27 protein-coding genes and 1 pseudogene are annotated in these 24,892 nt (G+C 60.8%); 21 read left to right on the top strand and 7 right to left on the bottom strand.

Annotation, left to right across the window (positions count from 1 at the left end):
* Window positions 1–3: 3 nt before the first annotated feature.
* Entirely contained in the window at window positions 4–423 is a 420-nt protein-coding gene (locus MUU54_RS13140; RefSeq protein WP_247244470.1) for a DUF305 domain-containing protein, read from the bottom strand.
* A gap of 593 nt (window positions 424–1,016) precedes the next feature.
* Here MUU54_RS13140 and MUU54_RS13135 point away from each other — a divergent pair.
* The 7 genes from MUU54_RS13135 (at window position 1,017) to MUU54_RS13105 (ending at window position 5,879) form a co-directional block, all read left to right on the top strand.
* A complete protein-coding gene (locus tag MUU54_RS13135) occupies window positions 1,017–1,415 on the top strand; it encodes a hypothetical protein (RefSeq protein ID WP_247244469.1) in 399 nt (132 codons plus the stop codon).
* Between the two features lie 89 nt (window positions 1,416–1,504).
* Window positions 1,505–1,726, top strand: coding sequence for a hypothetical protein (locus tag MUU54_RS13130; protein WP_247244468.1), 222 nt, complete (start codon window positions 1,505–1,507; stop codon window positions 1,724–1,726).
* The gene (locus MUU54_RS13125) at window positions 1,726–3,183 is read left to right on the top strand and encodes a TolC family protein (RefSeq protein ID WP_247244487.1); all 1,458 of its coding nucleotides are present in this window, start codon (window positions 1,726–1,728) and stop codon (window positions 3,181–3,183) included. The genes MUU54_RS13130 and MUU54_RS13125 overlap by 1 nt, the downstream gene beginning before the upstream one ends.
* 14 nt (window positions 3,184–3,197) lie before the next feature.
* Complete coding sequence (locus MUU54_RS13120) at window positions 3,198–4,556, top strand: multicopper oxidase family protein (RefSeq protein WP_247244467.1); 1,359 nt, start codon at window positions 3,198–3,200, stop codon at window positions 4,554–4,556.
* Window positions 4,557–4,587: 31 nt separating this feature from the next.
* Entirely contained in the window at window positions 4,588–5,064 is a 477-nt protein-coding gene (locus MUU54_RS13115; RefSeq protein WP_247244466.1) for a cupredoxin domain-containing protein, read from the top strand.
* A gap of 21 nt (window positions 5,065–5,085) precedes the next feature.
* Window positions 5,086–5,370 (top strand): copper-binding protein, encoded by a 285-nt coding sequence (locus tag MUU54_RS13110; RefSeq protein WP_247244465.1) that lies wholly within the window; start codon window positions 5,086–5,088, stop codon window positions 5,368–5,370.
* Window positions 5,371–5,429: 59 nt separating this feature from the next.
* Window positions 5,430–5,879, top strand: a complete 450-nt coding sequence (locus tag MUU54_RS13105; RefSeq protein WP_247244464.1) for a DUF411 domain-containing protein — start codon at window positions 5,430–5,432, stop codon at window positions 5,877–5,879.
* 21 nt (window positions 5,880–5,900) lie between these two features.
* On the opposite strand, the gene MUU54_RS13100 is transcribed toward MUU54_RS13105, so the two are convergent.
* Window positions 5,901–6,284 carry a MerR family transcriptional regulator gene (locus MUU54_RS13100; RefSeq protein ID WP_247244463.1) on the bottom strand — a complete coding sequence of 128 codons (384 nt, stop codon included), beginning with the start codon at window positions 6,282–6,284 and terminating at the stop codon, window positions 5,901–5,903.
* Window positions 6,285–6,356: 72 nt separating this feature from the next.
* Here MUU54_RS13100 and MUU54_RS13095 point away from each other — a divergent pair, with 72 nt between their 5' ends.
* Complete coding sequence (locus tag MUU54_RS13095; RefSeq protein WP_247244462.1) at window positions 6,357–7,145, top strand: glutaredoxin family protein; 789 nt, start codon at window positions 6,357–6,359, stop codon at window positions 7,143–7,145.
* A 415-nt stretch (window positions 7,146–7,560) separates the two neighbouring features.
* Here the strand turns inward: MUU54_RS13095 and MUU54_RS13090 are convergent, their stop codons facing one another.
* Window positions 7,561–8,622, bottom strand: coding sequence for a LacI family DNA-binding transcriptional regulator (locus tag MUU54_RS13090; RefSeq protein WP_247244461.1), 1,062 nt, complete (start codon window positions 8,620–8,622; stop codon window positions 7,561–7,563).
* A 107-nt stretch (window positions 8,623–8,729) separates the two neighbouring features.
* Between MUU54_RS13090 and MUU54_RS13085 the strand changes: the two genes are divergently transcribed.
* The 6 genes from MUU54_RS13085 (at window position 8,730) to MUU54_RS13060 (ending at window position 14,702) form a co-directional block, all read left to right on the top strand.
* Complete coding sequence (locus tag MUU54_RS13085) at window positions 8,730–9,764, top strand: TRAP transporter substrate-binding protein (protein ID WP_247244460.1); 1,035 nt, start codon at window positions 8,730–8,732, stop codon at window positions 9,762–9,764.
* Between the two features lie 91 nt (window positions 9,765–9,855).
* A complete protein-coding gene (locus MUU54_RS13080; protein WP_247244459.1) occupies window positions 9,856–10,314 on the top strand; it encodes a TRAP transporter small permease in 459 nt (152 codons plus the stop codon).
* Complete coding sequence (locus MUU54_RS13075) at window positions 10,311–11,588, top strand: TRAP transporter large permease (protein WP_247244458.1); 1,278 nt, start codon at window positions 10,311–10,313, stop codon at window positions 11,586–11,588. The genes MUU54_RS13080 and MUU54_RS13075 overlap by 4 nt, the downstream gene beginning before the upstream one ends.
* A 9-nt stretch (window positions 11,589–11,597) precedes the next feature.
* Window positions 11,598–12,137, top strand: coding sequence for a VOC family protein (locus MUU54_RS13070; protein WP_247244457.1), 540 nt, complete (start codon window positions 11,598–11,600; stop codon window positions 12,135–12,137).
* Window positions 12,138–12,144: 7 nt separating this feature from the next.
* The gene (locus MUU54_RS13065) at window positions 12,145–13,425 is read left to right on the top strand and encodes a RuBisCO large subunit C-terminal-like domain-containing protein (protein ID WP_247244456.1); all 1,281 of its coding nucleotides are present in this window, start codon (window positions 12,145–12,147) and stop codon (window positions 13,423–13,425) included.
* Window positions 13,422–14,702, top strand: coding sequence for a four-carbon acid sugar kinase family protein (locus tag MUU54_RS13060; protein WP_247244455.1), 1,281 nt, complete (start codon window positions 13,422–13,424; stop codon window positions 14,700–14,702). Before MUU54_RS13065 ends, MUU54_RS13060 begins: the two co-directional genes overlap by 4 nt.
* Window positions 14,703–15,076: 374 nt before the next feature.
* Here MUU54_RS13060 and MUU54_RS13055 read toward each other — a convergent pair whose 3' ends face one another.
* The 3 genes from MUU54_RS13055 to MUU54_RS13045 all read right to left on the bottom strand — a co-directional run bounded on the left by MUU54_RS13055 (window position 15,077) and on the right by MUU54_RS13045 (window position 18,027).
* Window positions 15,077–15,643: a recombinase family protein gene (locus MUU54_RS13055; protein ID WP_247244454.1), complete on the bottom strand. Its 567-nt coding sequence runs from the start codon at window positions 15,641–15,643 to the stop codon at window positions 15,077–15,079.
* A gap of 503 nt (window positions 15,644–16,146) precedes the next feature.
* Window positions 16,147–16,797, bottom strand: coding sequence for a Vgb family protein (locus MUU54_RS13050; RefSeq protein ID WP_247244453.1), 651 nt, complete (start codon window positions 16,795–16,797; stop codon window positions 16,147–16,149).
* A gap of 9 nt (window positions 16,798–16,806) precedes the next feature.
* Window positions 16,807–18,027, bottom strand: a complete 1,221-nt coding sequence (locus MUU54_RS13045; protein WP_247244452.1) for a helix-turn-helix domain-containing protein — start codon at window positions 18,025–18,027, stop codon at window positions 16,807–16,809.
* Window positions 18,028–18,133: 106 nt separating this feature from the next.
* Between MUU54_RS13045 and MUU54_RS13040 the strand changes: the two genes are divergently transcribed.
* The 4 genes from MUU54_RS13040 to MUU54_RS13025 are packed head-to-tail and all read left to right on the top strand — an operon-like array spanning window position 18,134 to window position 21,196.
* Window positions 18,134–18,424: a hypothetical protein gene (locus MUU54_RS13040; RefSeq protein ID WP_247244451.1), complete on the top strand. Its 291-nt coding sequence runs from the start codon at window positions 18,134–18,136 to the stop codon at window positions 18,422–18,424.
* Between the two features lies 1 nt (window position 18,425).
* Window positions 18,426–19,133 carry a DUF899 domain-containing protein gene (locus MUU54_RS13035; RefSeq protein WP_247244450.1) on the top strand — a complete coding sequence of 236 codons (708 nt, stop codon included), beginning with the start codon at window positions 18,426–18,428 and terminating at the stop codon, window positions 19,131–19,133.
* Window positions 19,134–19,177: 44 nt separating this feature from the next.
* Window positions 19,178–20,386, top strand: coding sequence for an MFS transporter (locus tag MUU54_RS13030; protein WP_247244449.1), 1,209 nt, complete (start codon window positions 19,178–19,180; stop codon window positions 20,384–20,386).
* 57 nt (window positions 20,387–20,443) lie between these two features.
* On the top strand, window positions 20,444–21,196 hold the full coding sequence (locus MUU54_RS13025) for a DUF899 family protein (RefSeq protein WP_247244448.1): 753 nt from the start codon (window positions 20,444–20,446) through the stop codon (window positions 21,194–21,196).
* Window positions 21,197–21,719: 523 nt separating this feature from the next.
* Here the strand turns inward: MUU54_RS13025 and MUU54_RS13020 are convergent.
* On the bottom strand, window positions 21,720–22,412 hold the full coding sequence (locus MUU54_RS13020; protein ID WP_354532213.1) for a helix-turn-helix domain-containing protein: 693 nt from the start codon (window positions 22,410–22,412) through the stop codon (window positions 21,720–21,722).
* Between the two features lie 63 nt (window positions 22,413–22,475).
* On the opposite strand from MUU54_RS13020, the gene MUU54_RS13015 reads away from it, so the two are divergent.
* The 3 genes and pseudogenes from MUU54_RS13015 (at window position 22,476) to MUU54_RS13005 (ending at window position 24,345) form a co-directional block, all read left to right on the top strand.
* Complete coding sequence (locus MUU54_RS13015) at window positions 22,476–22,679, top strand: hypothetical protein (RefSeq protein WP_247244446.1); 204 nt, start codon at window positions 22,476–22,478, stop codon at window positions 22,677–22,679.
* A 12-nt stretch (window positions 22,680–22,691) separates the two neighbouring features.
* Window positions 22,692–23,018 (top strand): annotated as a pseudogene (locus MUU54_RS13010) (VOC family protein); the annotation flags it as partial.
* A 157-nt stretch (window positions 23,019–23,175) separates the two neighbouring features.
* Complete coding sequence (locus MUU54_RS13005) at window positions 23,176–24,345, top strand: MFS transporter (RefSeq protein WP_247244444.1); 1,170 nt, start codon at window positions 23,176–23,178, stop codon at window positions 24,343–24,345.
* Window positions 24,346–24,892: the final 547 nt, after the last annotated feature.

The following is a 24,892-nucleotide window of genomic DNA, read 5'->3' as shown; positions in this document are numbered from 1 at the left end:
CTCCTACTTTACTTCCTGCTCGACCCAGTCGGACATCTCCTGGATGTCCTTGATCTGGCGGTCGATCATCTTCTGGGCAGTTTCCTTGGCATAGTCGTTGTCGCCGTGCTCGAGCTCTACGCGCGCCATGGCGATAGAGCCCATGTGGTGGGCAATCATTCCGCAGATGAAGGCGACGTCGGCGTCGTCCTTCATGATGCCGTGCATCATGTTTGGCATCATCTTCTTCATGCCCTCCATGTACCCGTGCTGGTAGTCCGTCATGTTCGCGGACGGCATCATTTCATCCATGGCGGCGGTACCGCCTGCCGAGATGTCCGATCTGCACTTTTCGGGGAACTCCACCTGCTGCGCGGCAGCATGGGTGGCAGGGCCGGCCAAGGCCAACGCGGCGGCGGCCGCGGTTTTGGCGAACGTATTCATTCATCTATCCTCTTGTTGATGCGGGCGATTACCTGTTCACGCGTCTGCACATCGAGGAGGAGGATCGATCGCCCTGATCAGGAGGAGAGGCTGCTCCGCACACTTGTATGCCCGATGGACGGAGGGGACAGCCGCCGGAGCGCTCATGATCGGCAGCTCAGGCATGAGCGGACAACAGTGCGTCGTGCCGCAGCATTGTCTGGCGGCATTATCTTTATCGGCGTGATGTGAATCCGCTTGCAACTGATGGCACTCGGATGCGGCTGCGCCGGCAGGTGTTATGTCCGCGAAGGTAGCCATCGCCGCCACGATGGCGACAAGGGTCAAGACCGTCCTCATGTACCTGGCAAAAACCATTTCGCTCTCCGGCAGCAGTCGGGAAACAGCGCGTCTCCCGGAAAGTTCCATTTTGCTCTCGAGCAGGCGCGCGCCTCCGACTGAATGACGAGGAAAAAAAGCGCTTCACCTTCCCATAGAGGAAGCCCTTACCTCGACTTCACGGCAAGCTCCTGACAAGCTCACTGCGTCACACTTAGTTTCGCCGCACGAATCGGCGATTGAACAGCTACGGGACCAATGGTAGTCCCAGGAGTATGAGCAGGGTGCTACGCGACCTGGCGAACAGGATCATGGTTGTCTTTCGTCTGGCGGTCGTCGTGTCGCTGGCCAGCTACACCATGCCCAACGCCAATGCCGCCATGCACGGCTCCGCCTATCCGGATGCGACCATTTCCATCGAAGCCGGACATCATGGCGAGGCCCACTCCCACGGTGCGAAAGTGCTCGACGCGGACGCCGGTCATCACGGCGACGGCGGCGACGCCGGCAAGACGGCAAAGGATAACTGCTGCCAGGACTTCTGCTTCAGCATCGCCCTGCCCTCTCCTTGCCAGACCTCCGTAATGGCAAGAGCCTCCGCCGTCTTCGGCGCTTTTGACGAATCTCGCGTGCACGGCACGCGCCCTAGCCTCCACAGACCCCCCAACATCTGAGCATGAGCACCCGCTCGGGCGGGTTCTGCAGCGTCTTGACGTCCGCGATGACGTGAGCGCGCTCGCCACCTCATGTTCGGAAACTCAAGATGAAACCATCGTTTCTGGTGGCCGCACTGCCGCTCGTCGTCAGCGGCTGCGCCTCCACCCTGCCAGAAGTCGTAGATCACGGCTCCCATCCTGATTCAGCATATGCGGCCCCCGTGCGGTACCAGGGCGTGATGGGGAGCTACACCCATCGCGTTCCCGTCGATCCGAAGCCCTGGCGGGGGCTCAACGACGCCCAGGTCCCGGCAAAGGAGGGCGCATGATGGTCTCCAGGGGGATGAAGTTGTTTGCAGTGATGGCACTGCCGTTGCTGGCGTCGGGGTGCACTACGGCATATTCCGCAAAGGATGCGGGCTTTATGAACGCGTCGCTGAAGAGCGGCGAAGCGACCGGCAAGCAGACGGTCTGGATCCAGAACCAGCAGCAGTCGGCCGAGGCACGAGCGCGCGTCAAGGCGCTGATGGCGAAGAAGACCATCGACGCCGAAACGGCCGTACAAGTCGCGCTCCTGAACAACAGGGGTCTTCAGGCGGCCTACGCCGACCTAGGCGACAGTGCCGCGGACGCATGGCAGACACAGTTGTCGGTGTTCCCGACGTTCTCGATCGGGCTTTCCGGGATCGGTACGCCGGGGTTGGAAGCCTATCGCGTGCTCGAGGGCGCAATCGCCGCCAACATCCTGGCGCTGGCGACCTACGACCGGAACGTGAAGCTGGCCGAGACGCGGTTCAGGCAGGCCCAGCTCAATGCCGCGCTTGCAACGATCTCGCTTGCGGCGGAGACCCGCAGAGCATGGATCGAGGCGGTAGCGGCATGGGAAAACGTCGCCTACCTCAACCAGGCAAAGGCGGCTGCCGACGCCGCTTCGGACTTGGCCAAAAAGATCGGCGAAGCCGGTTCCATGACGAAGGCCAATCAGGCTAGAGAGCACGTCTTCTACGCGGAGCTGGCAGGCGAGACGGCGAAGGCCCGCCTTGCAGCCAAGCTCGCCAAGGAGGAGCTGGTCCGGTTGATGGGCCTGTCAGGTTCGGACATCGAATTCCAGATCCCCAACCGTCTGCCCTCGCTCCCGAAGGCCCTGATCAGGCGGGACGACATCGAGGCCGAAGCTATCCACAAGCGGATGGACCTGCAGGTTGCTCGCCTGGAACTACAAGCGACCGCTCAGTCCTACAAGCTGGAGGACGTGACCCGTATCGTCACCGACATCGAACTCGTCGGCATGGTCGAAAAGGAGCGCGAGCGCGAAGACGACGGGATCGTCTCGGAGATTTCGAAGACGGCAGGCTTGGAGTTCACGATCCCCATCTTCGATTCCGGACAGGCGCGCCTGCGCAAGGGCGAGCTTGCCTACATGCGGGCCGCAAACCAGCTTGCCGAGCTGGCGGTCAACGTCCGCTCGGAAGCGCGCTCCGCCTACGTGGCCTACAGGTCGAACTACGACATCGCGCGCCACTACCGAAACAGCGTCCTGCCGCTGCGCAAGGCGATCGAGGAGCAGTCGCTGCTCACCTACAACGGCATGATCACCAGCACGTTCGAACTGATCTCCGATGCTCGGGAGAAGATCGACTCCACCATCCTCGCCGTCAACGCGAAGCGCGACTTCTGGCTTGCCCAAGCGAACCTAGCGCCCGTCGTCTACGGCGGCAGCACTGGTTCGGCTGCGGCGCAAGACGAGGTCGCGTCGTCCGAAGAAGCGCCGGCAGGCGGACATTGAGAAAGGACATGAGCATGTTCAGCAGAAGACAACTTCTCGGAGCGGGCGCGGCAGGCGCCGCGCTCGTTTCCTCCAAATCATGGTCCCAGACCTCTAACATGGGGCTGCCCGAGGCCGCCGTCATGGAGTCGTCCGCGACCCAGACGCCCGTGCGCCCCTCCGTCGGCCCCGACTACAACCCCGTCGTCACGCTCAACGGCTGGACTGCCCCCTTCCGGATGAACAACGGCGTCAAGGAGTTCCATCTCGTTGCCGAACCGGTCGAACGGGAGATGGCGGAAGGCATGACCGCCTATCTCTGGGGCTACAACGGCCAATCTCCCGGCCCGACGATCGAGGCGGTCGAGGGCGACCGTGTTCGGATCTTCGTCACCAACAGGCTGCCGGAGCACACCACCATCCACTGGCACGGCATGATCCTGCCGTCCGGCATGGATGGCGTCGGCGGACTGTCGCAGCCGCACATCCCGGTCGGCAAGACCTTCGTCTACGAGTTCGACCTCGTGAAGTCGGGCACCTTCATGTACCACCCCCACTCGGACGAAATGGTCCAGATGGCGATGGGCATGATGGGTTTCTTCGTGGTCCACCCGAAGGATCCGAAGTTCATGCCGGTCGACCGGGACTTTGTCTTCCTCCTCAGCGGCTATGACATTGATCCCGGTACCTACGTTCCACGGGTGATGGAGATGACCGACTTCAATCTGTGGACATGGAACAGCCGCATCTTTCCGGGGATCGACCCTTTGGTGGTCTCGAAGGACGACAAGGTCCGGGTCCGCGTCGGCAACCTGACGATGACCAACCACCCGATCCACATGCACGGCTACGACTTCGAAGTCACCTGTACGGACGGCGGCTGGGTGCGGCCGGAGGCACGGTGGCCGGAGGTCAGCATCGACATCCCGGTAGGCGCGATGCGGGCCTACGAGTTCGACGCGAAGTATGTCGGGGACTGGGCGATCCACTGCCACAAGTCGCACCACACGATGAACGCCATGGGCCATGACATCCCGACGTTCATCGGCGTCGACAAGACGGAGGTCGCAAAGAAGATCCGACAGTTCCAGCCGGAGTACATGCCCATGGGAACCGCCGGCATGGCGGACATGGGCGAAATGTCGATGGAAATCCCGGAGAACACGGTTCCCATGATGACCGGCTGGGGGCCGCATGGCCCGATCGAGATGGGCGGCATGTTCTCGGTGGTGAAGGTCCGCGAGGGCATCTCGGCGGCCGATTACAGCGACCCCGGCTGGTACGAAAACCCGCCCGGCACGCAGGCCTGGGAATGGACGGGCTCTCTGCCCGAGCCGGCCAAGGCCAATGACGCAAAGACACAGGTCCCTTCCAACCATTCCAACCACGGTTGACCGCAGGTCTCCGAACGAAAGAGGAATAAGCATGAGAAACGCAATCACAGGCCTCCTTCTGGCAACTCTGGCGACGCCCGCCCTGGCCGCCGGTAGCCATGCCGGGGGACACGGCGAGATGGCCGTCGGCGAACCTGGTCAGAAGTCGAAAGTCACCCAGACGGTCCGGGTCAGCATGAAGGAGACTGACGACGGCCGCATGATCTTCATGCCGGCTAGCTTCAAGGTCCGCAAAGACCAGACGATCCGGTTTGCTGTGAAGAACGACGGCGAAATCGATCATGAGTTCGTGCTCGACCAGGAAGACAAGGTCATGGAGCACAAGGCTCTGATGGAGAAGTTCCCTGAGATGGAACACGACGATCCGAACGCGATCCGGCTGGCACCGGGGGAGTCTGGGGAGATCGTCTGGAAGTTCACGAACGACGGCGTCTTCAAGGTGGCCTGCCTGGTTCCTGGCCACTTCGACGCTGGAATGCATGGCGACGTCACCGTCGCAAAGAAATAAGCAACGAGGAAGGAAGAACCCATGAAAGCTCTGTTCAAGTTTGCTGCCGTCGCAGCTCTCGTCATCTCCTCCGCCGCCGGCGTTTCGGCGCAGGAATTCACCAAAGGCACCGTCAAGAAGGTCGACGAGAAGGCAAAGAAGGTCACGCTTATCCACGAGGAACTGAAGAGCCTCGACATGCCTGCGATGACCATGGTGTTCAGCGTCGCCGACGCAGCCATGCTTGCGAAAATGAAGCAGGGCGCGGCCGTCGAATTCGTTGCCGACCGCGTCAACGGCAAGCTCACCGTGACACAGGTGAAGTGACCTAAGCGCCGTCTCCGGCGTAGAATCCGGAGACGGCAGTCATCAGAGGAGAAGCAGGAATGAAAAGAAGACAATTCGTGTGCATGGCCATCTCCGCAACGCTTCTGCCAGGAATGGCTGTCGCGCAGAACCCCGCCATGATCGTGCACAAGGACCCGTACTGCGGATGCTGCGGGGCGTGGGCGAAGGCGTTCGAAACTGCCGGTTTTCCGGTGAAGACCCGCAACGAAGACGACATGGACGCCGTCAAGGATCGCCTTCGCGTGCCCTCCGACGTCTGGGGCTGCCACACGGCGGTGGTCGACGGCTATTATCTCGAAGGGCATGTGCCTCTCGAGGCCGCCGAGAAGCTTCTGAGGGAGCGGCCGCCCGTTGCGGGGCTGGCGGTAGCGGGGATGCCGAAGGGATCGCTCGGAATGGGCTCCGATCCCGCCGCCTCCTACGACGTGATGGCCATCCCGAAGGATGGTACGAAGCCTTACGTCTACATGGAGGTGCGGCCGTCCTGATGAATTGGAGAGCCGCCTTGATCAGACGCCAAACGAATGCAGGATCGGGCACGGCCCGGTCTTCCCGGAAGCGCATTCGCCGACGAGTTTCTCGAGGGACCGGCGCGCTTCCTCGAGCTCCGCGATCCGCACAGTCAGAGCCTCGAGCCTTGCTCGCGCAAGCCTACGTGCGCTCTCCCTGTCCTCCCCGGAGTCGAGATCAAGGAGCTGCTTGATTTCCTCCAGGGTGAACCCCGCCGACTGCGCCTGTCGGATGAACTTCAGGCGACGCAGGTTTTCCCCGTCGTAGCGCCGGACGCCCTCGTGCCCCCTGGGCGTGGGGAGAAGCCCCCGGCGCTGGTAAAAGCGGATCGTCTCGACGCCCACGTTTCCGGCCTTGGCAAATTTTCCAATCGTCATATCCATGGTATTGACTCCGTACTACGGTACGGAACATATGGTCTTACCAACGGTTTCACAAGACAAAGGAGACGTGAAATGTTGGATCGAGTTCAGCAGGCAGGAAACGTGAAGAAGGCCGTCCTCTATCGGATGGTGATGCCCGGCCACACCTGCCCGTACGGGCTGAAGGCGAAGCACCTCCTCGAGAGTGACGGGTACGAGGTGGAAGACGTGCACCTGACCACGCGTGAGGAGACGGACGACTTCAAGCAGCAGCACGGAGTCGCCACGACGCCTCAGGTGTTCATCGGCGGAAACCGCGTTGGCGGACATGACGATCTCCGCCGCTTTCTGGGGAAGAAGGTCGCCGACCCGAAGGCGACGACCTACCGCCCGGTGGTGGTGTTGTTTTCGCTGACGGCCCTGATGGCGATGGCCGCGAGCTACGCGATCAGCGGCGACGCCTTCACGCTTCGAGCAGCCGAGTGGTTCATCGCGTTCTCGATGGTGGTGCTCGCGATGCTAAAGCTCCAGAACGTCGAGAGCTTCGCGACCATGTTCCTGAACTACGACCTACTCGCCAAGCGATGGGTGCCATACAGCTACGTCTACCCGTACGCTGAAGGATTCGCGGGCGTGCTTATGGTCGCAGGCGCACTGACCTGGCTGTCGGTTCCGGTGGCATTGTTCATCGGCACCATCGGCGCCGCCTCAGTCTTCAAAGCGGTCTACATCGACAGGCGCGAGCTTAAGTGCGCATGCGTCGGCGGCGCCAGCAACGTTCCCCTCGGGTTCATCTCGCTGACGGAAAACCTGATGATGATCGCGATGGCGGTCTGGATGCTGGCGGGCGAGATGGGGTTCATCGGCGGGCATGCGATGTGAGCCGTTTGAGGAAGCTGCACCCGTGCGGCTTCCTATCCAGCCTGGGCGATCCCGTTGACAGGGGCAGAGATTAGGCTTGTGACGCGCTGGGGCTCCCCGCTCTTGCAGTCAATAGCCGTTGGAAGCAACGAGGCCTTCCCCACGGCGAGGTGGGAGGGCGCAAAGCCAAAATCATCTCCACTGCCCGCTGGAATAAGGCACTCCTGGTCCGACAGTGTTTTTCCGGGGTGACCATCGCGAGGATACGTCGGCTTGTCGCGCCCGGTCGCTTCCGACACGACCGATGAATGAACGCTATGACCGCTTGTGGTGCGCAGGAGACGAGACCCCGTGACCGATAGGGTGTCCGCTTTCAGGGAAGGCGGACGGTACCCTTAATGACTGGAGTGGGGGCGCTAAGTTGCCGATGAACTGTTCAAATTGCAGGAAGATTCTCCCGAAGGAAGATGTCCATCTTGATGGTGTGGATCGAGCCGTTGGAAGAGGGGCGGCACGCTTCTATGGCCGTCGCGACCAAGGAGTCCGGATCTGAATTGATAACGGCGTCCATCGTTCCGTTGAGCAGCAGACGCCGTGTGTCCGGACTCAGTCCGTGGCCGATGAAGATCGTGTCGCTGCGTCCCCGCTCCCTTAGCGCTCGTGCTATCCCATCCGAGGAGCCACCCGCGTTGTAGATGCCGACAAGACCAGGATGCTGGTCAAGGATAGATAGCGCGTGGCGATAGTTCTCGTCCCGGTCATCATGACCTTCGCGCACGCCGACCGGCTGCAAGCTCGGAAACATCTCCTCCATCAGGCTCTGGAAGCCCATTTCCCGCTCCGTGTGGGCGCGATAGATGCGGCTGCCGGCGATGACTGCGACGCTTCCCGATCGCCCTGCGCAGAAGCGTCCGAGCAAATAGGCCGCAGTTCGTCCTGCAGACTGATTGTCCAGCCCGACATAGGCGCTCCGTACCGCGGGCGCAAAGTCGGAAACAATGGACACCACACGCTTTCCGCGATGCACGAGCTCGGCCGTGACCTCGCGAACGGCGGGATGATCAAGCGCCATGCACGCGATCGCATCAGCCCATTTCGAATGATGCCGAAGAGCGGTCGCCAAGGCATCCGGATTGAAGCTGTCGATGAAGAAGCAGCGGATGTTTCCCGCGTCGCGCGACGTCTGGTCGGCCAGCCGACGGACGCGCTCACCCAAGAGCCCCAGATAGGGGTTCGTACCATTGGGGAGCAGGAAGATGATGTTGGGCGGCCGCGGCTTGGCGAGGTTCTGATAATCCTGCTCGCTGAGGTAGCCCGTTTCAAGGGCAGCCGCCAGAACCAGGCCGACCGTGCGCTCGCGGACACCCTTGCGCTGATTGAGCACCCGATCGACGGTCGCCAGCGAGACGCCGGCGCGCGCCGCAACATCCTCCATCAGCGGCTGGGCCGGCGTCAAGATCTCGCTGGCGTTCTCTGATGACACATCAAAACCCATCATTTTTTACCGTTTGACCTGAAGGATGCTTGTTCGTAGCGTCCTGTCAAGAGCGGATCCAGGAGGTGGGTTCGCTGGAAGCTTCGTCGATACTCTGGGGAGGATATGAGATGAGCATACCAACACGCAACGGCAGGATCGTGATGACTCGACGCAAGGCGCTGGGCCTTGGCGCGGGCGTCATGGGAACTGCTCTGATGGCGCCCTATCTCGCACGGGCGCAGTCGATGACGCTTCAATATGGGCACAACAACGAGCCTGCAAGCGTGGCCGGGGCGCAAGCGGACTGGCTCGCCGAGGCGGTCGGCAAGTATTCAGGCGGCGACATCAAGGTGGATGTCTATCCGGCGTCCCAGCTCGGCAAGCTGCAAGAGCTGGCCGAAGCAGTGTCGCTTGGCAATATCGCCTTCTCCCACAATACGGCTGGCGGCATCGGTTCGCTTTACGAGCCCTTTGCAGCGCTCGACACGCCTTACCTCTATCGCGACATCGACCACCTGATGAAGGTCATGGACGTCCGCTCTCCTGTCATGGAAGAACTCAACAAGGGGCTGATCGATGCGGCCAATGTTCGAGTCATCTACGCGCACTACTTTGGCCGGCGTAACCTCACCTGCAACAAGGCGATCAAAACACCGGGCGATCTTGCCGGCGTCAAGATCCGGGCCGTGCCGTTCCCGGTCTATACCACCGCAGTTGAGGGAATGGGCGCAGTTCCGGTTCCGATCGACTGGTCGGAGGTGCCGACCGCGCTGGCGACCGGTGTCGCAGACGGTCAGGAAAATCCCGTCAACGTGGTGCTCACCGTCAAGCTCTACGACGTTCAGTCCCATCTCATGCTGACGGGGCACATGTCCAATGCCGAAGTCGTCGTCATGAACGAGGATGTTTGGCAGGGCCTTTCAGAGAGCCAGAAGGACGCTGTTTCCAAGGCTTCCCTGGAGATCCGTGCGCGTGCAACCAATGCCATCGCGGACAACGAGGCGAAGGATACGGAAGCGCTGAAGCAGGCTGGAATGACCGTCATCGGTCCAGAGGAGGGGCTCGACATCGAGGCGTTCCGTCAGTCGGTGCAGAAGCTGGTGGATGAGAGGTTCGGCGAAAAATACGGCTCGCTCTACGAGAAAATCCGGGCTGTGAGCTGATCTGACGACGGAACGGGAAACACGCATGGACCAGGCGCATCCATCTTCGGGTTCGGCCTCTCGTTTGTTGTCGAGGCTATGTCGGGCCTGCATGGCGATCGCCATCGGCTTTCTCGCCCTGGTAGCGATCCTCGTGGTCGTCCAGGTGATTGCGCGAAACGGCTTCGACGTCGGGCTGCCCTGGGCTGACGAGCTTGCCCGCTTCGGCGGCGTTGCGCTGGTCTTCCTGTCGATACCGCTGCTGGCCCTTCGGGGCCAGCACGTCGCAGTCGACCTGGTACCGCAACTGATCGGAGGGCGCACGCAGGCGGCGCTGGCGATCATCGCCGAGATTGGCATCCTTCTGTTTTGCGCGATCTCGCTCTACGGCATGCACAGCTATCTGTCCCGCGCCGGGAAATTTTCCACCCCGGCCATGGGCATGTCCAACTGGCTCTTCTACGCCCCCGCCACGATTGGCTTGGCCCTGTTTGCCTGCGTTGCCGTGCTGCGGCTGGCGCATCTTATCAGGACCTTCGGTCCGACCTCGCGATTTGACGGTCAATCATGAGCCTGCTTCTTGTCATTCTCTTCCTGCTGGCACTGCTGATCGGTATGCCGGTGGCGGTCTCGCTCGGCCTGTCGTCGGCAATTGTCATTGTTTTCTACGGGCTACCGGTGAATGTTCTGGCACAGCGCGCCGTCAATGCGCTTGACTCATCACCGCTGCTCGCCGTCCCACTGTTCATCCTGGCGGCCAATCTGTTGACGGCGACAGGCGTGACAAATCATCTGTTCGACTTCGTTCGGCTTCTGGTCGGCCGGGTTCGTGGTGCCATCGCTCAGGTGAGCATCCTCGTCAGCCTCGTCTTTTCTGGCATTTCAGGTGCGGCACTTGCCGACATTGGTGCGCTCGGCAAGATTCAAATCGACCAGATGAAGAAGCAGGGCTACCGCGAAGATTTTGCTGCCGGCGTGACGATTGCAGCGGCAACGATCGGCCCGATCTTTCCACCCTCGATCCCGATCATCATCTATGCGAGCGTCGCCAATGTGTCCGCGGTCAAGCTGCTGCTCGCCGGCATCATTCCCGCGATCCTGATCACTCTTCTTTTGATGGTGCAGGTTGCCATCACCGCACGCATCAAGAAGCTTCCTCGCGACGACGTGAGACCGAGCCTATCGGCCATCCTGCGGAAGTTCATGGTTTCGGCGCCAGCGCTATTTGCGCCAATCCTGCTCATCGGCGGCCTGATGAGCGGCTATTTCGGTCCAACCGAAGTTGCAGGCGTAACGGTTGCCTATGCGCTCTTCATCGGTTTCTTTATCTATCGGACGCTGAGCTTCCGCGGCGTAATGAACAGCCTTCGCGAAACCGTGGAAGCCACCGGCAGTGTCCTCTTCATTGTCTCGACGGCTGCACTCTTCGCCTGGGTCCTGACAATGGACCGCGTGCCGATGATCGTGAGCTCCTTCCTGCTGAGCCTGACCGACGATCCGCTGCTGCTGCTGCTGCTCGTCAACATTCTGCTTTTGCTGGTCGGCATGATCCTGGAATCGATTGCGGCCATCCTCATCATTGCGCCGATCACCGCGCCGGCCCTGACGGCGGCGGGCGTCGATCCACTGCAACTTGGCATCGTCTTCGTCCTGAACCTGATGATCGGCCTGCTGACGCCGCCGGTCGGGATGAGCCTCTACATGGTATCGATCGTCGCAAAGATGCCCATCCACGTGGTCATCCGCGGAACCATCCCTTTCCTGGTTTCGCTGATGCTTTCCCTTCTCGCCGTGACGCTGATCCCGGCGATCTCGACATGGCTCCCCAATTACATGGTTCAGTGAGGCAACAGAATGAGCAGATTCCTTGGAGAAATCCGGCAGCTTGGCTACGTGGTCGACGACATTGAAGCGGCGATGGCCTACTGGCACGGCACGATCGGCGTCGGTCCTTGGTACTACAATCCGAAGGTGCCAATCGAGGACTATACCTACGAGGGCAAGCGTTACGAGGTCCACAATTCGGTGGCGCTGGCCAATGCCGGCTTCATCCAGGTCGAACTGATACAGACCCGCAACGACGCGCCCTCCATGTACCGAGACTTCATGCAGAAAGGCCATCGCGGACTTCAGCATGTGGCCTACTGGACCCAGCAGTTCGACGGCGATCTCGCCCGCATGGAAGGCGAGGGCTTTCAGGTCAAGATGAGCGGGACGGTCGGTGTCAACGGCCGCTTCGTTTACTTCGACAAGGAGGATCATCCCGGCACTGTGATCGAACTATCGGAGGTTCTTGGACCCAAGGGGCGCATGTTCGATCTTATCCGCGAGGCATCCAAGAAATGGGATGGAAGCGATCCCGTGCGCCCGTTCCCGGACCTGAGCAAGATCTGAGCCTGCCATGACCGAGAAAGTTTATGTAAGGGCGCAATACCTGGTCGAGACGCCGCTCGATCTGGAGAAAGTCGCCGGCATGATGGCGGGTGAGCAGAGCTCCGGTACCTTCGTTCGGGTTGCGAACGAAACCGACGAACTGCGCGAACGCGCAGCCGCCGTCGTTGTGGCCGTCGAGGAGCAGGAGCCCGTCACGGAGCCCACCTTGCAGAGCGACTACCTCCTTCGCAAGAAGGTGACGGGCCCATACCGCAGAGCAAGTGTCACCATCGACTACCCTGTTGGCAATATCGGCCACAACCTGCCGACACTGGCCGCGACCGTGGCGGGAAACCTCTACGATCTCGGCGAAGTAACGGCGCTGAAGCTCGTTTCCGTCCAGGTGCCGCAATCCTATCGCGCGCTTTTCCCGACGCCCCGGCTCGGCGTTGAGGGAACGCGCCTGGCGTTGAACGTTCGGGATCGGCCGTTGTTCGGGACGATCATCAAGCCCAATGTCGGCATGTCGTCCGTGCAGATTGCCTCGCTGGTCGGGGAGCTCTGCGAAGCCGGGGTCGACTTTATCAAGGACGACGAAGTCTGCGCCAACCCTGTTCACGCACCCATCGCAGAGCGCGTTCCGGCGGTGATGGCTCAGATCCGCGCCCACCGCGACCGGACGGGCCGCGATGTCATGGTGGCGTTCAACATCACCGACGAGTTGGACGCCATGCGGCGTCACGCGGAGCTGGTCGAACGTAAGGGCGGCACCTGCGTGATGGCCAGCCTCAACTGGTGCGGGCTTTCGGCAATGGAGACGTTGCGCGATTCGACACCGCTGGCAATCCATGGCCACCGGAACGGCTACGGTGCATTCGGACGTCACCCCGCCCTCGGGTTTGGCTTCGACGCCTATCAGGCGCTCTACAGGCTCACCGGCATCGACCATATGCATGTACACGGCATCGGCGGCAAATTCGCGGATGCTGCCGCCGATGTTGACGAGGCGGCGCGACGCTGCCTTCAGCCACTGGCGCACGACGGTCGGAAAGATGATGTCGTCATGCCAGTCTTTTCATCCGGTCAATGGGCGGGCACTTTGGAGCGCGCGCGAGAGGCGGCTGGCTCCACCGATTTCATGTTCTTGGCAGGCGGCGGCATTCTGGCTCATCCGCTCGGACCGGCGGCCGGGGTCAAAAGCTTGCGCTCGGCCTACGACGCCCTCTGCGCGGGAAGCGATCTCACGACATTCTCTGCCGGTCGACCGGAGCTCGAGGCCGCCATCGCCATGTTCGGAGACATTCGATGACATCCCTGGACGCGCCGGAATGCGTCTACATCGGAGACGACTTCACCGGAGCATCCGACACACTGGCGACCTTCTCCAAAGGGGGCGCGCGGACAAAGCTTTTCCTGCAGCCTCCGACGGCCACGGAAATGGCTGATCTGGGGGCTGTCGGCATTGCTACTGGCCTGCGTTCGATGGCACCGCGCAGAATGCAGGAGGAACTCGAACGGATAATGGCGCCTCTGGCTGCCAGCAGAGCCCGCTTCTTCCACTACAAGGTCTGCTCCACCTTTGACAGCAGCCCCAAGATCGGCAGCATAGGCGCTGCCGTTGCGGCAATTTCAGCGCATATCCACCCTGCGCTCGTTCTGATCATCGGCGGACAGCCGAGCCTCGGCCGCTATTGCTGCTTCGGACATCTCTTCGCCGGTGCGAGCGATCGAAGTGTCCACAGGATCGACCGCCATCCAGTCATGTCTCGTCATCCCGTTACGCCCATGCGCGAATCGGATCTTCGTCTCCATCTGACAGAACAAGGGCTGGCCGATATTGCTCTGGTAGCGGCGACGGAGATCGACCAAGGAGCGCCGGCGATCATCGAACGCCTGTCGGCTGCAGCCGTATCTGGAGCGCCTTGCTTCCTCTTCGATGCGGTCTGTCAGGACCACATCTCCATGTTGGCCGAGGTTCTGCGCGGCCTGTCCGTCGAGCGCCCGGTCCTTCTCGTTGGCGCAAGCAGCGTTGCAGAGGCTCTGACGGCAAACGATGGCAGTTCGGCCGCCACGATGCAGGTGGATAAACCAGATGCCGGCTCCGGCCTGCCAACGTTCATCTTCGCCGGTAGCCGATCGTCGGTGACCCAGTCGCAGGTCGAGGCTGCCCGGCTGTTCAAAAAGCTCCCCCTCACCCCTCAAGTCATGTCCGACCCAAAACTCTTGCAGTCCGCCGTAGAGGAGGCCCGTCGTCATCTCTCAACTGGAGCTAATCTCCTGGCGCATCTGCTGCCGGAGGAGGACTATGGACTGTCGAACGATGATCTTACCGAAAGGTCGGCGCGGTTTGTGGCGGCAGTCGCTTCGGAAATCCATCTGTCCGGCTTGGGAATAGCGGGAGGAGACACGTCGAGCGCGGCGGTCGTGTGCCTTGGTGTCCGCAGTCTATCCTATCTGGGAGATGCAGATCGCGGAGTGGCGATATGCAGCGCAGAAACCGCTGACGGGCCGCTCATGCTCATGTTGAAGGGGGGACAGATGGGTAACACCGACCTGTTTGACCGGTTTGCCGGTGCACGGCTATAAAGCTGTAAGCGCGCACTTGGCCATAACAAATCCTCCGGACGTAAACGATCCCATACCGGCGCCACCGACAGCCGTGATTGGATGGACACGCACCTGCACCAGTAGCGTTGGAAATGAAGCGATCCTCCAGCGGCAGATGGCCGGTGGTTTTCAGCGCAGATGCAACGTTACGCCTGGCAAGAGGATGTCTGCTTTCCGGCAGACGCGGTAGTGTCATCTATGACCGACATGGGGGCGCTAAACAGTCGTTTCAGAAATGAGGCACGAGCGTCGTTTTGGGGTCGATCCCAGCCATACATGGTTCGTTGAAAACACTCCGACCGAAGTCGGCCGGGTGCTTACGTCGCTGCGAAAGCGGCCAATGAAAATAACAATTAGAGAGCGGTCATTTTCGACTCGTCCGCGACGCGACTGATGGTGGCCCGATGCACGCCGAATATGCGGGCAATCTCGGCCGCCGGCCGCCCGTCACTCAGCATGCCGACGATTTCCGCGCGTTGCTCGATTGTCAGTTTCGGCCGGCGGCCGCCCTTTCGGCCGCGCGCCCGCGCCGCCCGCAAACCCGCCATGGTACGCTCGCGCACAATGGCGCGCTCGAATTCGGCGAAGGAACCGAGCATCTGCATCATCATGCGGCCGGCCGGCGTGGTCGTGTCGATCGCCTCAGTCAGGGATCGAAACCCGGCGCCTGCGGACTCTATTTTTTCCAGGATGAGCAGCATGTCCTTGAGCGACCGCGTCAGCCGGTCGAGCTTCCACACGACAACGACATCATTCGGGTCGAGCTCAGCAAGAAGGCGATGCAATTCAGGCCGGTCCCAACGTCCACCCGAGGCCCGTTCTTCAAAAACCCGCTTGCAACCGGCGGCTTTGAGAGCACGCAATAGCGCGCCCGTCTCCTGATCGTCTGCTTTGGAAACGCGAGCGTAGCCGATGAGCATTGTCGGATGTCGCTTTAACCTGTTGCCATTGCTTTTCTTTATGCAACAGGTTTGTGCACGGAACAAGTGCTTGTTTCTGCTACTGCCTGCAATCCGCTGCACAAACGTTCGTTTGCGCAACGGACCGGACCCGCGGACGGCGAAGCGGTGATCGACGAACCATTTGTGGCCACCCGCCGCGTCTTCCGCATCCGTTCTTCTGATCGCTGTCCTGCCGCTGTTTCTTCGCCTCTTCGGCCGAAACTGAATTCAAAAAGCAGCAAACCAGTTTCTGTGCTGGTTTCTGAAGGCCCGCGCTGGGCGGGGAGGTTCTCCCGGACAATCAGCCATTCGCGCCAGGGGTAGCATTCCGCGCTCGCGTTGGCAGGAGGTTTGTTGGGACGAACGCGCCGGAGTTACCTGAGGGCAGAGAAGGACCCGAGCGTGCCCTCAAAAAGGCATCACACCTTCTGGAGCCGTCCCTCGCGCAAGAGTGACCAACTCCGCCCGGGCTTTTTGTCGTCTCACGTGGGTGCTTCAGTTTGCCTCGGTCTGCGGATCGCGCGCACCCTGGCGCTGGTTCCGCCTCCGCAGAAAAAGCGATCGCCGCCGTCGGATTCGAGGCCCGAAACCCCGGTGCCCTTCGGCATGTCCAGCCGCTCCAGCACCTCACCGCTCGAAAGATCGATGCGGCGGACGTCGCTTTCGTCGTTCTCCCACGTACCATGCCAGAGCTCGCCGTCGACCCAGGTGACGCCAGTGACGAAGCGATCGGATTCGATCGTGCGCAGCACCGTTCCCGTCTCGGGATCCACTTGATGGATCTTGCGTCCGCGATGTTGCCCGACCCAAAGCGAACCTTCCGCCCAGGCAAGGCCGGAATCGCCCCCATCACCCGGCGCCGGGATCGTAGCGAGCACTTCGCCGGTCATTGGATCGATCTTCCGGATCACCGCCTCAGCGATCTGAAACAAGTGCTCGCCGTCGAACGCCGTGCCCGCATCGGCAGCAACATTGAGCGGGCTCAGCATCTCCCCGGTGTCCGGGTCGAAAGCGTCCAGCCTGGTACCTGTCGCCATCCAAACTTGGCGGCCATCAAAGCTGACCCCATGGACGGAATCCACCCCAGGAAATGGACCATATTCACGGATGATTTCGGCGGCTGCGTATCTCATGCCTTCATTTTAACCCACAACGCCATTGGCGGGGAGTAACAAACTCGTCGGGAAACCCGGAACGGTCGCTGCGATCCAACGACGTGCGCGTCCCTGGCCGAAACATTCCGCCTTGCCGTTATCCGCAAGGGCGTCGAGCGCCCGCTGCACCGTGCGCGGGCTGACGTCGAGCGCCAGTGCCAGCGCGGAACTGGACCAGGCCGCGCCATCGGCAAGTAGCGCCAGCACTTCGCCATGCTCGTTCTCCACGGGCGGGGCAAGCACTGTGACCGCGCTGGCTTTATTGGGTTCCAATACGAAGCCCCGTTCCGTGGCGTGTATCTCCGCCAAGGGGCTGATCGCTTCGCGCAAGCGCCCAATCTCTACCCGCAGTCGCGCGCGATGCGATTCATCTGCTTCCCGTGCGCGAAAGGCGCGGACGAGAAGCTCTTCCCGGGAAGCGTCGCCTCGCCAGCTCTCACCGAGCGTTCGGGCAAGTTTGAACAGGACCGGGCGACTGGCCAGAGAAACGACGGCTGTCTTGGTTCGCACTACATTCCGGTACGCATCGATTATGAGCGCATCCGAGGCCATCAGAGACTCGACCTCCTCAAGCCGAAGGTACCGTTCTGAATCGCACCCAACTATTCGCGCGGCGGGCGCTTCGAATGCCTGTACGGCTCGATCGACCTCGACCTTCAACGCAGCGTTTCCGACGCTGGCGGCGACATTCTTAGCGCGGCCGAGCGCATCACGCGCCGGTTTCGCGCGTATGCGGCGTATCGCAATGCCCGCGGCCACCAACTCGTAGCCCGCCTGCGATGTCACCGGCAGTGCGTCCGCATCAAACTCATCGAGGATCCGCTCCGCCTCGTCGAGGCGACCAATCAACAGCAAGCGCCTTGCTTCGAGGTAGCCGGCATGCGCCGCGTTCGCGACGTCTCCAAACGCCTCCAGCGCAGACCGGGCGGCGCCGAGCCCCTCCATGGGCCGGCCGAGGTCGCGCGAGACCAGCGCAATCTCGGCCTCGGCGACGTTGCATCGCGCACGAGCCATGGGCTCCTTGGTGCCGAAAGCGCGCGCCGCGTTTCTCAGCAGCTCTTTTGCGCGCACAAGATCGCCGAGTTGCGCCATGGCGATGCCACGCAAGGCAAGCGCCGGGGCGTCATCGCGCAATGCGATGCGCTTGAGCGCCGCAAGCGGATCGCCCGCCGCGAGCGCCCGCGCCGCGGCGGTAATCAGAGAGTCCATTTAAATCCCGTCACACTTGTTACTCACGATCTCCTGCCGTTCGGCCGTACATCTTCGCCAGTTCAGCGCCAAAAAGTGTCGGCGAAGCCCAAATGGAAGTTCGAAGATGACGACGTCCATACTAGCAAGAAAACGCTCTTTCGATACTCAGCAGTCACGCGATGCCGCGAGCTGGCTTGGCCTTGCAGCTTCGCCAACGTTCGCGCTGATGGCCGGTATATCGGCGAATGACATGCAGGCCATGACGTGCGCGTCAGCACCCGGCATTCTTCCAATCGGCGGCATGGCCTGGATGTACCTGCTGATGAGCGTTTTCCACCTGCCGCCCTGGCTGAAGCTTGCTTCCGCGCATTCGCCGCGCCGCAACACCACGATCACCCAAACCGAAGGAGACTGATATGCAACACGCTGTTGTTTCACGCGAAGACTGGCTCACGGCGCGCAAAGCGCTTCTGGACAAGGAACTCGAAATGACCCATGCGCTCGACGCCTTACGCGCCGAACGCCGGCAGATGCCTTGGGTCAAGATTGAAAAAAGCTATGTCTTCGAGGGCTCAGACGGTAAATGCACCTTGCTCGACCTGTTCGGCGACCGCAGCCAACTCGCCGTCTATCATTTCATGCTTACGCCGGGCTCGGACCATATTTGCCCAGGCTGCTCCTACACGATGGATCACGTCGATGCGGCACGGCAGCATTTCGAGCAGGTCGACCTTGCCTTCGCTGCGATATCGCGCGCGCCGATCGCGCGAATCGAACAGGTGAAGTCCCGGATGGGCTGGACCTTTCCCTGGGTCTCGTCCGGAGACGGCGACTTCAACTATGACTTCGGCGTGTCGTTTACCGAGGCCGATCGTACCGCCGGTCGCGCGCTCTACAATTACGACAAGACCAGGATCCAGAAGTCCCCTGACATGTTCGGCGTCAGCGTCTTCACCAAGGACGAGGATGGCGGCATCTTCCACACCTACTCGACCTATCACCGCGGCACCGAACTGCTGATGGGCGCTTTCAACTGGCTCGATCTGGCGCCCAGAGGCCGCAGCGAGACCGGCGGCACAATGAGCTGGGTTCGTCTGCATGACGAATACCCGAAAGCAGAATAGTTGCGCCCGCAGGCAGCTGCCGGCAATCGAATCAGGAGGATAAAATGTCCGAAACCGCTTCCAACGGCAGCGTCTGGCCGATATCGACCTGGCTGTCCGTCGGTTCCCTTACCTGCGGGAGCTTTGCTCTGGTCAGCAGCGAACTTCTGCCGATGGCAGTACTCACGCCAATGGCCACTGATCTTGGAATTACGGAGGGCGCCGCCGGTCAGGCGGTGACCCTTACGGCAATCTTTGCCGGGATCGCAGCCCCCACCGTGGCACTCATCATCGGCCGCCTGGACCGCAAGCTGATCAACCTGATGCTCTGTGCCCTGGTGGTTGCCTCCAACGTCGCGGTTGCCCTCACATCAGATTACCTTGTGCTGCTTGCCGCCCGTACGCTCCTCGGCATCGCCATCGGTGGGTTCTTTGCCCTTGCTGGCGCAACCGTAGTCCCGCTCGTGACCATGGAGGACATGGGCAAGGGCATGTCGATCGTATTCATGGGTCTCTCCGCGGGACTGGTCGTCGCCCCAGCGACGAGTACTCTGATCGGGGAAGCATTCGGCTGGCGAGCGGCGTTTATGGCCGCGGCCGGGGCGGGGCTGCTCGCGTTGCTCTTGCAAGCCATCTGCCTGCCGAGCGTGCCGGCAACAAGTGCGACCAGTCTTTCGAGCCTGTTCCGCCTGCTTAAGCGGCGGCATGTACGGGTGGGATTGGTGGTCGGGCTGCTGTTCTTTGGGGGAGAAGTATGCGGCTTCACCTTCATGCGGCCCTATCTTGAAACAAACGGCGGGCTGGATGCGACTGCCATCGCTCCTGTTCTATTGGTGCTGGGTCTCGCCAGTCTGCTTGGAAGCGCAATCGCTGGCGTGTTCGCTGATCGCGTGCTTCGCGACGGCTTCGCCACCACCTTCTTGATGTTGGGGGTCGCCACGATAGGCCTGTTGACCCTCAGCGCCAGCTACGTCGCGTTGCTTGCCTTCGCCGCTGCCTGGGGCATCGCCATAGGCGCGGGTCCGGTGATGACCCAGACGTGGATGGGGCGTGCTGCGCCCGATCAGCTCGAGGGTGTGGGCGGACTTTTCCTGGCTGTCATTCAGTTCGGCATCACCCTGGGTGCCATCGCCGGCGGGATCGCTGTCGACAGCTTTGGGACAAGCGCGCCGCTCTATGTCACCGCCACTTGTGCCGTGCTTGCAGCCGTAACAATCGCCACGCAACGGGCCCCTGATGGAGCTTCCGCTCTGGCCTTGGATCCGGCCGAATGAATGGAGGTGTCGACACGCGACGTCGAGTGCCTTCTCATCAATCAACAGGAGTCGATCATGGTTCGCGATAAGGTAGATTTTCCAGCACCTGAAATCGTCGATCGAGCAACATTTCAGGCCGAAGTGGATGCGTTGCGCATTCGTGAAAAGGCGCATACCAGAGAGGGTGACGCAATCGCGGCCGCCCGCCGGCGGCTTCCGGTGGTGAGGGTCGATGGCGCCACTTCACTGATAGGCGAGAATGGGTCGGTAACATTGCTGGACGCCTTTGAGGGACGGCAAATGCTCATTGCCTATTACTACATGTGGTTCGATGGCCAGCCGGCGGCCGAGCAATGCGAGGGTTGCACCTTCTTCACGACGCAGGTGCGCGAGCTCTCTCATATTCATTCCCGCGACGTCACTTACGCGACCTTCTGCCAGGGATCGTATGAGCAGAGCGTCCGATACCGCGACTTCATGGGCTGGGAGATGCCCTGGTACTCGGCACAAGATTCACTCGAGACGCTATTGGTCGGCCGACGCATCGGATTGATGCACCTCGTTTGCTATCTGAGGAGCGGATCTGAGGTGTTCGAGACTTATTGGACGACCCGTCGCGGCGTCGAGGCGATGGACAATAGTTACCGTCTGCTCGACCTGACCGTGTATGGGCGGCAGGAGGACTTTGAAGACTCGCCCGACGGCTGGCCACAACACTGGGGCGAAACCAACCATCCATTTCGTCGCGACGGTCGGCACATCTCCCAATGGCCTCGGTTGGAGGCGGGACATTCCGACGATATGGTAGTAGACAACAGCCGACGTTGAACCTGCTTAGCGCGCACTATCCTGCACCGTGCGGCGCCTATTAGCCTCTGGCCACATGCGCTCTGCCGGCTTGGCAGCAGTGCGGTGCGGGATAGAAGGGGCAAATGGCGAGTTAACGTCCCACCAATCTCGCTCAACTCGCCCGTGGGTGGCGTATAACCGCGGCCTTGTATAGCAGGCGGCGTCTTGTCAGCACTGCGGCAGTCGTCAGTGAATCGAACCGGTGCTCTAGGCCGGTCTGAGCCAGGAGATATGCCGAGCATGCGCAGCAGATCACCACATTGCCTCCATCCTTTAGGAGAGGGCCGTTTCATACCAAAGGCGCCGGCCCCGTGCTGGCCCGTTCAACAAGCGTCACAGAGACCTTTTGACGACGCGCTTCTTCGTGCGGTTTGAGAATGGCCTCTACCGCGAGCCGACCAGCCTTTCTGAAGGGTACAACGCCTCAGAGTTCTGCGGGACTGGGGCGGGGCGGCGCGGCATAGGGAGAGGCAATTGGCCGGTTAACGTCCCATCAATCTCTTCAACTATCCCCTAAGTGGCGCGTAACCGCGGCCTTGTATTGCAGCGGCGTCTCGCCCAGCACCTTGCGGAAGTCGGTAGTAAAATGCTGCTGGCTCGAATAGCCCAGATCGTACGCGATACCGATCCAGTCCGGCGCATCGCTGCTGCGAATACCCTCAGCGGCCAGCAAGAGCCTGTGACGCTGCAAGAACCACTTGAGACCTATGCCGACACAGGTGCGGAACAGATGCTGCAGCCAGCGCTCGCTATAGCCAAACCTATGCGCGACAGCAGACACGGTGGACAGCGTATCGTCCTCCTCATCCGCCGCAATGATCGCATTGATCAAGGCGATGTTTTCGTCGGACTTGGGATTTTTTTGCACAAGCAGTTCCTCGAGAAGATCGATGGCCTTGTCGTCATCATGTGCGAGAATCTGCTCCACTTCGGCCTGATCCACGGCTTCAAAGAACCCCGACAGAGGCAGTTGTCGATCCTGCAGGTTTGTAATTTCGCCCGACCAGAACGAACGAAAGGCACCAGGCAGGAACCTGGCACCAATTATGCGACCACTTCCCTTCGCCTCGTAAATGCGCTTGCCGCGAAACGTTCCCTGGACACCAGACCAGCCGAGAGAGAGGAAAACGTCAACGTAGGGGCGATGCATGACCTCGCTTGAATGATAGGCATCCCCCGAAACGTCCCATCGGATGACTCAAAGATGGTCCAGGAAAGGGCGCAGGGGGTCGCAAGGCAATCGCGTGCGGAAGCTCACATGTCGATCGAAGCTCGTGGGGTCCAGGCGACCGCGCGGCTGATATTTCTCTGCGGGTTTTTGAAATACGCCAGGTTTCTTTGGCGGCATAGTTTCTCCATCAACACGAACACCTGGAGCAAACCAATGGCAAATGAGCATTTTCTACGCGGCATGGCCACCGGCAACTACTTTGCCGACGACCTGATAGCGGCACGTGATTAGTATACCCAGCTTTTCGGCATCCAAGCCTATTTTCAGATGCCGGACCGCGAAAAGCCCGCCTATATCGAATTCCGCGTAGGAGACGATGCCGATGAATTTGGGATCATCGACAGCCAATATGCCCCCGAGGGCATGAGACCGGGACCGGGCGGAGCCATACTCTACTGGCACGTCGACGATATCGAGAAAGCTCTGTCTCGCCTGAAGGCGCTGGGCGCCACCGAACATGATCCGCTCACCAAGCGGGGAGAGACCGGGTTTGTCACCGTATCAGTTCTCGACCCCTTCGGTAACATCCTGGGAATCATGTACAACCCGCACTTTGTGGAGTTGCATTGAGCGTACCCACATAGCCGGGCCGACAACCGGCTATGTGGTTAGATCTATCGCAGGTTGCATGAAACTGCCTGATCTGGAGAGGCGGCCCATGTCTTCTCGGGCAAGACCAATCAAAGCAGCCAACACTGGTCCGGGGGCGGAGGTACCGGTGTGGGCCATGCTGTCCACGCTGACTGGAGTGGCTGTGACGAGTCAGGCGTTTCGCACCATAGCCGCGGTCGTCTCCCCCGACCTCCAAAGGGATTTCGGCCTTTCAGCGGAGGATTTGGGTGTGTTCGCGGGCGCCTTTCATCTTTCCTTCGCTCTGGCACAGATCCCTGTTGGCCTAGCCCTCGATCTGTATGGTGTCAGGCGCACTGTTGCTGCCGCATTCTCATGCACCTTGCTGGGAACAATATTGTCCGTGATAGCGCCCAGCCTCCCGCTTCTCGTATTCGGCCAACTGCTGATCGGGCTCGGTTGTGCCCCTGCCTTTGTCGGAACCCTGTTCTTCATCTCAAAACACTTCCTCGATAGCAGGTTCGCAAAAGTGTCGGGTCTGGTCCTGAGCGTTAGTGGGTTGGGGCTGTTAGCGACCGGAACACCGCTTGCCTGGGTGGTCGAAACGTGGACATGGCGCACAGGGTTCGCGATCATGGGAATATTCACATCCGGCATTTTGCTCGCGACGCTTGTGCTCGTGCGGGACGAGCGGTCTGATAAAAGGGCGGATCTACGTTCCGCCACTGCAGAGATCGGGACCATCTTGAAGAAGCGCCATACCATCGGAATTCTGGTTCTCGCTCTTGTCGGCTATTCGTCCTACATGGCCCTGCGCGGACTATGGGCCGTACCAGCGCTTATCGAGCGGTACGATTTTACCCTGACGCAAGCAGGCACCGTGCTCCTGGCGTCCTCGATCGCGGCAATGATCGCCCCCCCGGCCTTCGGACTTTTCAGCATCGATGCTCGGCGCCGTCGGCATCTCATCAGCGGTAGTGTCATGGCCTCTGCTCTTGCCTTCGCCATCTTGGCTTTATCGTCCAGTTGGTACATCGATGCTGCCTTGTGCGTGGCTCTCGGTTTTCTGACCGGTTTCACCGTGTTGCAGTTTGCGGACGTCAAAGCAGCTTATGCGCCCAGAGCCGTTGGGCGGGCTTTCGGGATTTTCAATACAGCAACATTCCTCGGAGTTGCCCTGATGCAATGGACGACCGGGCAGGTGGCTGCCGTGGCAGGTGCGCACGATATCGAACAATTCGCCGCCGTGTTCTCGTTCATCGCGGTCATATCCGTCACAGCAGCGATAGCGTTTCTGCTTCTGCCTTGGCCGAAACCAATGACATAAGGCCGCTGATTTTGGCACTCCGGAGGATAAGCTGGAGCAGCCGCTCCCCGGCAGTCGGTTAAGGTTACACTCAGCGCAATGACGAGGGAAATGCTTCTTCACCTTCCTCCATCGCGGAGGGAGGGGCGCTGCAAGCTGGCTACCATTGGGCACTCAAGTATAACGTCGTAGCATGCAGAAGCAGGCGCTCGATCTTCTGGAGCAGGTGAGGGTTACGAAGTAGAGGACGGATAGGCTCCGAGCTTCGCGACAAAAAACCTGGGCAGCCGATCGGTTAACCTTTCTCAGTCATCCGTAGATTCATCGTGGCAAGCTGATTTCTGCCTGTCGCGATCTATGGCTTCGTCGCGTCGCTGCTCGCACTTCGCCATCCAAAAGACCGCCACTCCAAGCACAAGGGCTCCGGCCGGGAAGATTGTCAGCAATGCCATTTGCTCGATAGGAGTCATTTTTCCTGATGATGAGCTGAAGGCTGCGGAATAGCCCGCGAGGACATTTCGAAAGGCATCAGCGCCTTTCCACGTGAACAGGCGACGGCTTATCTCCA

Origin of the sequence: Pseudorhizobium tarimense (genome assembly GCF_022968135.1) — a bacterium.
GTDB lineage: Bacteria > Pseudomonadota > Alphaproteobacteria > Rhizobiales > Rhizobiaceae > Neorhizobium > Neorhizobium tarimense.
Note: the sequence above shows the minus strand (reverse complement) of the source record. Positions and strands in the feature narration are given on the sequence as shown.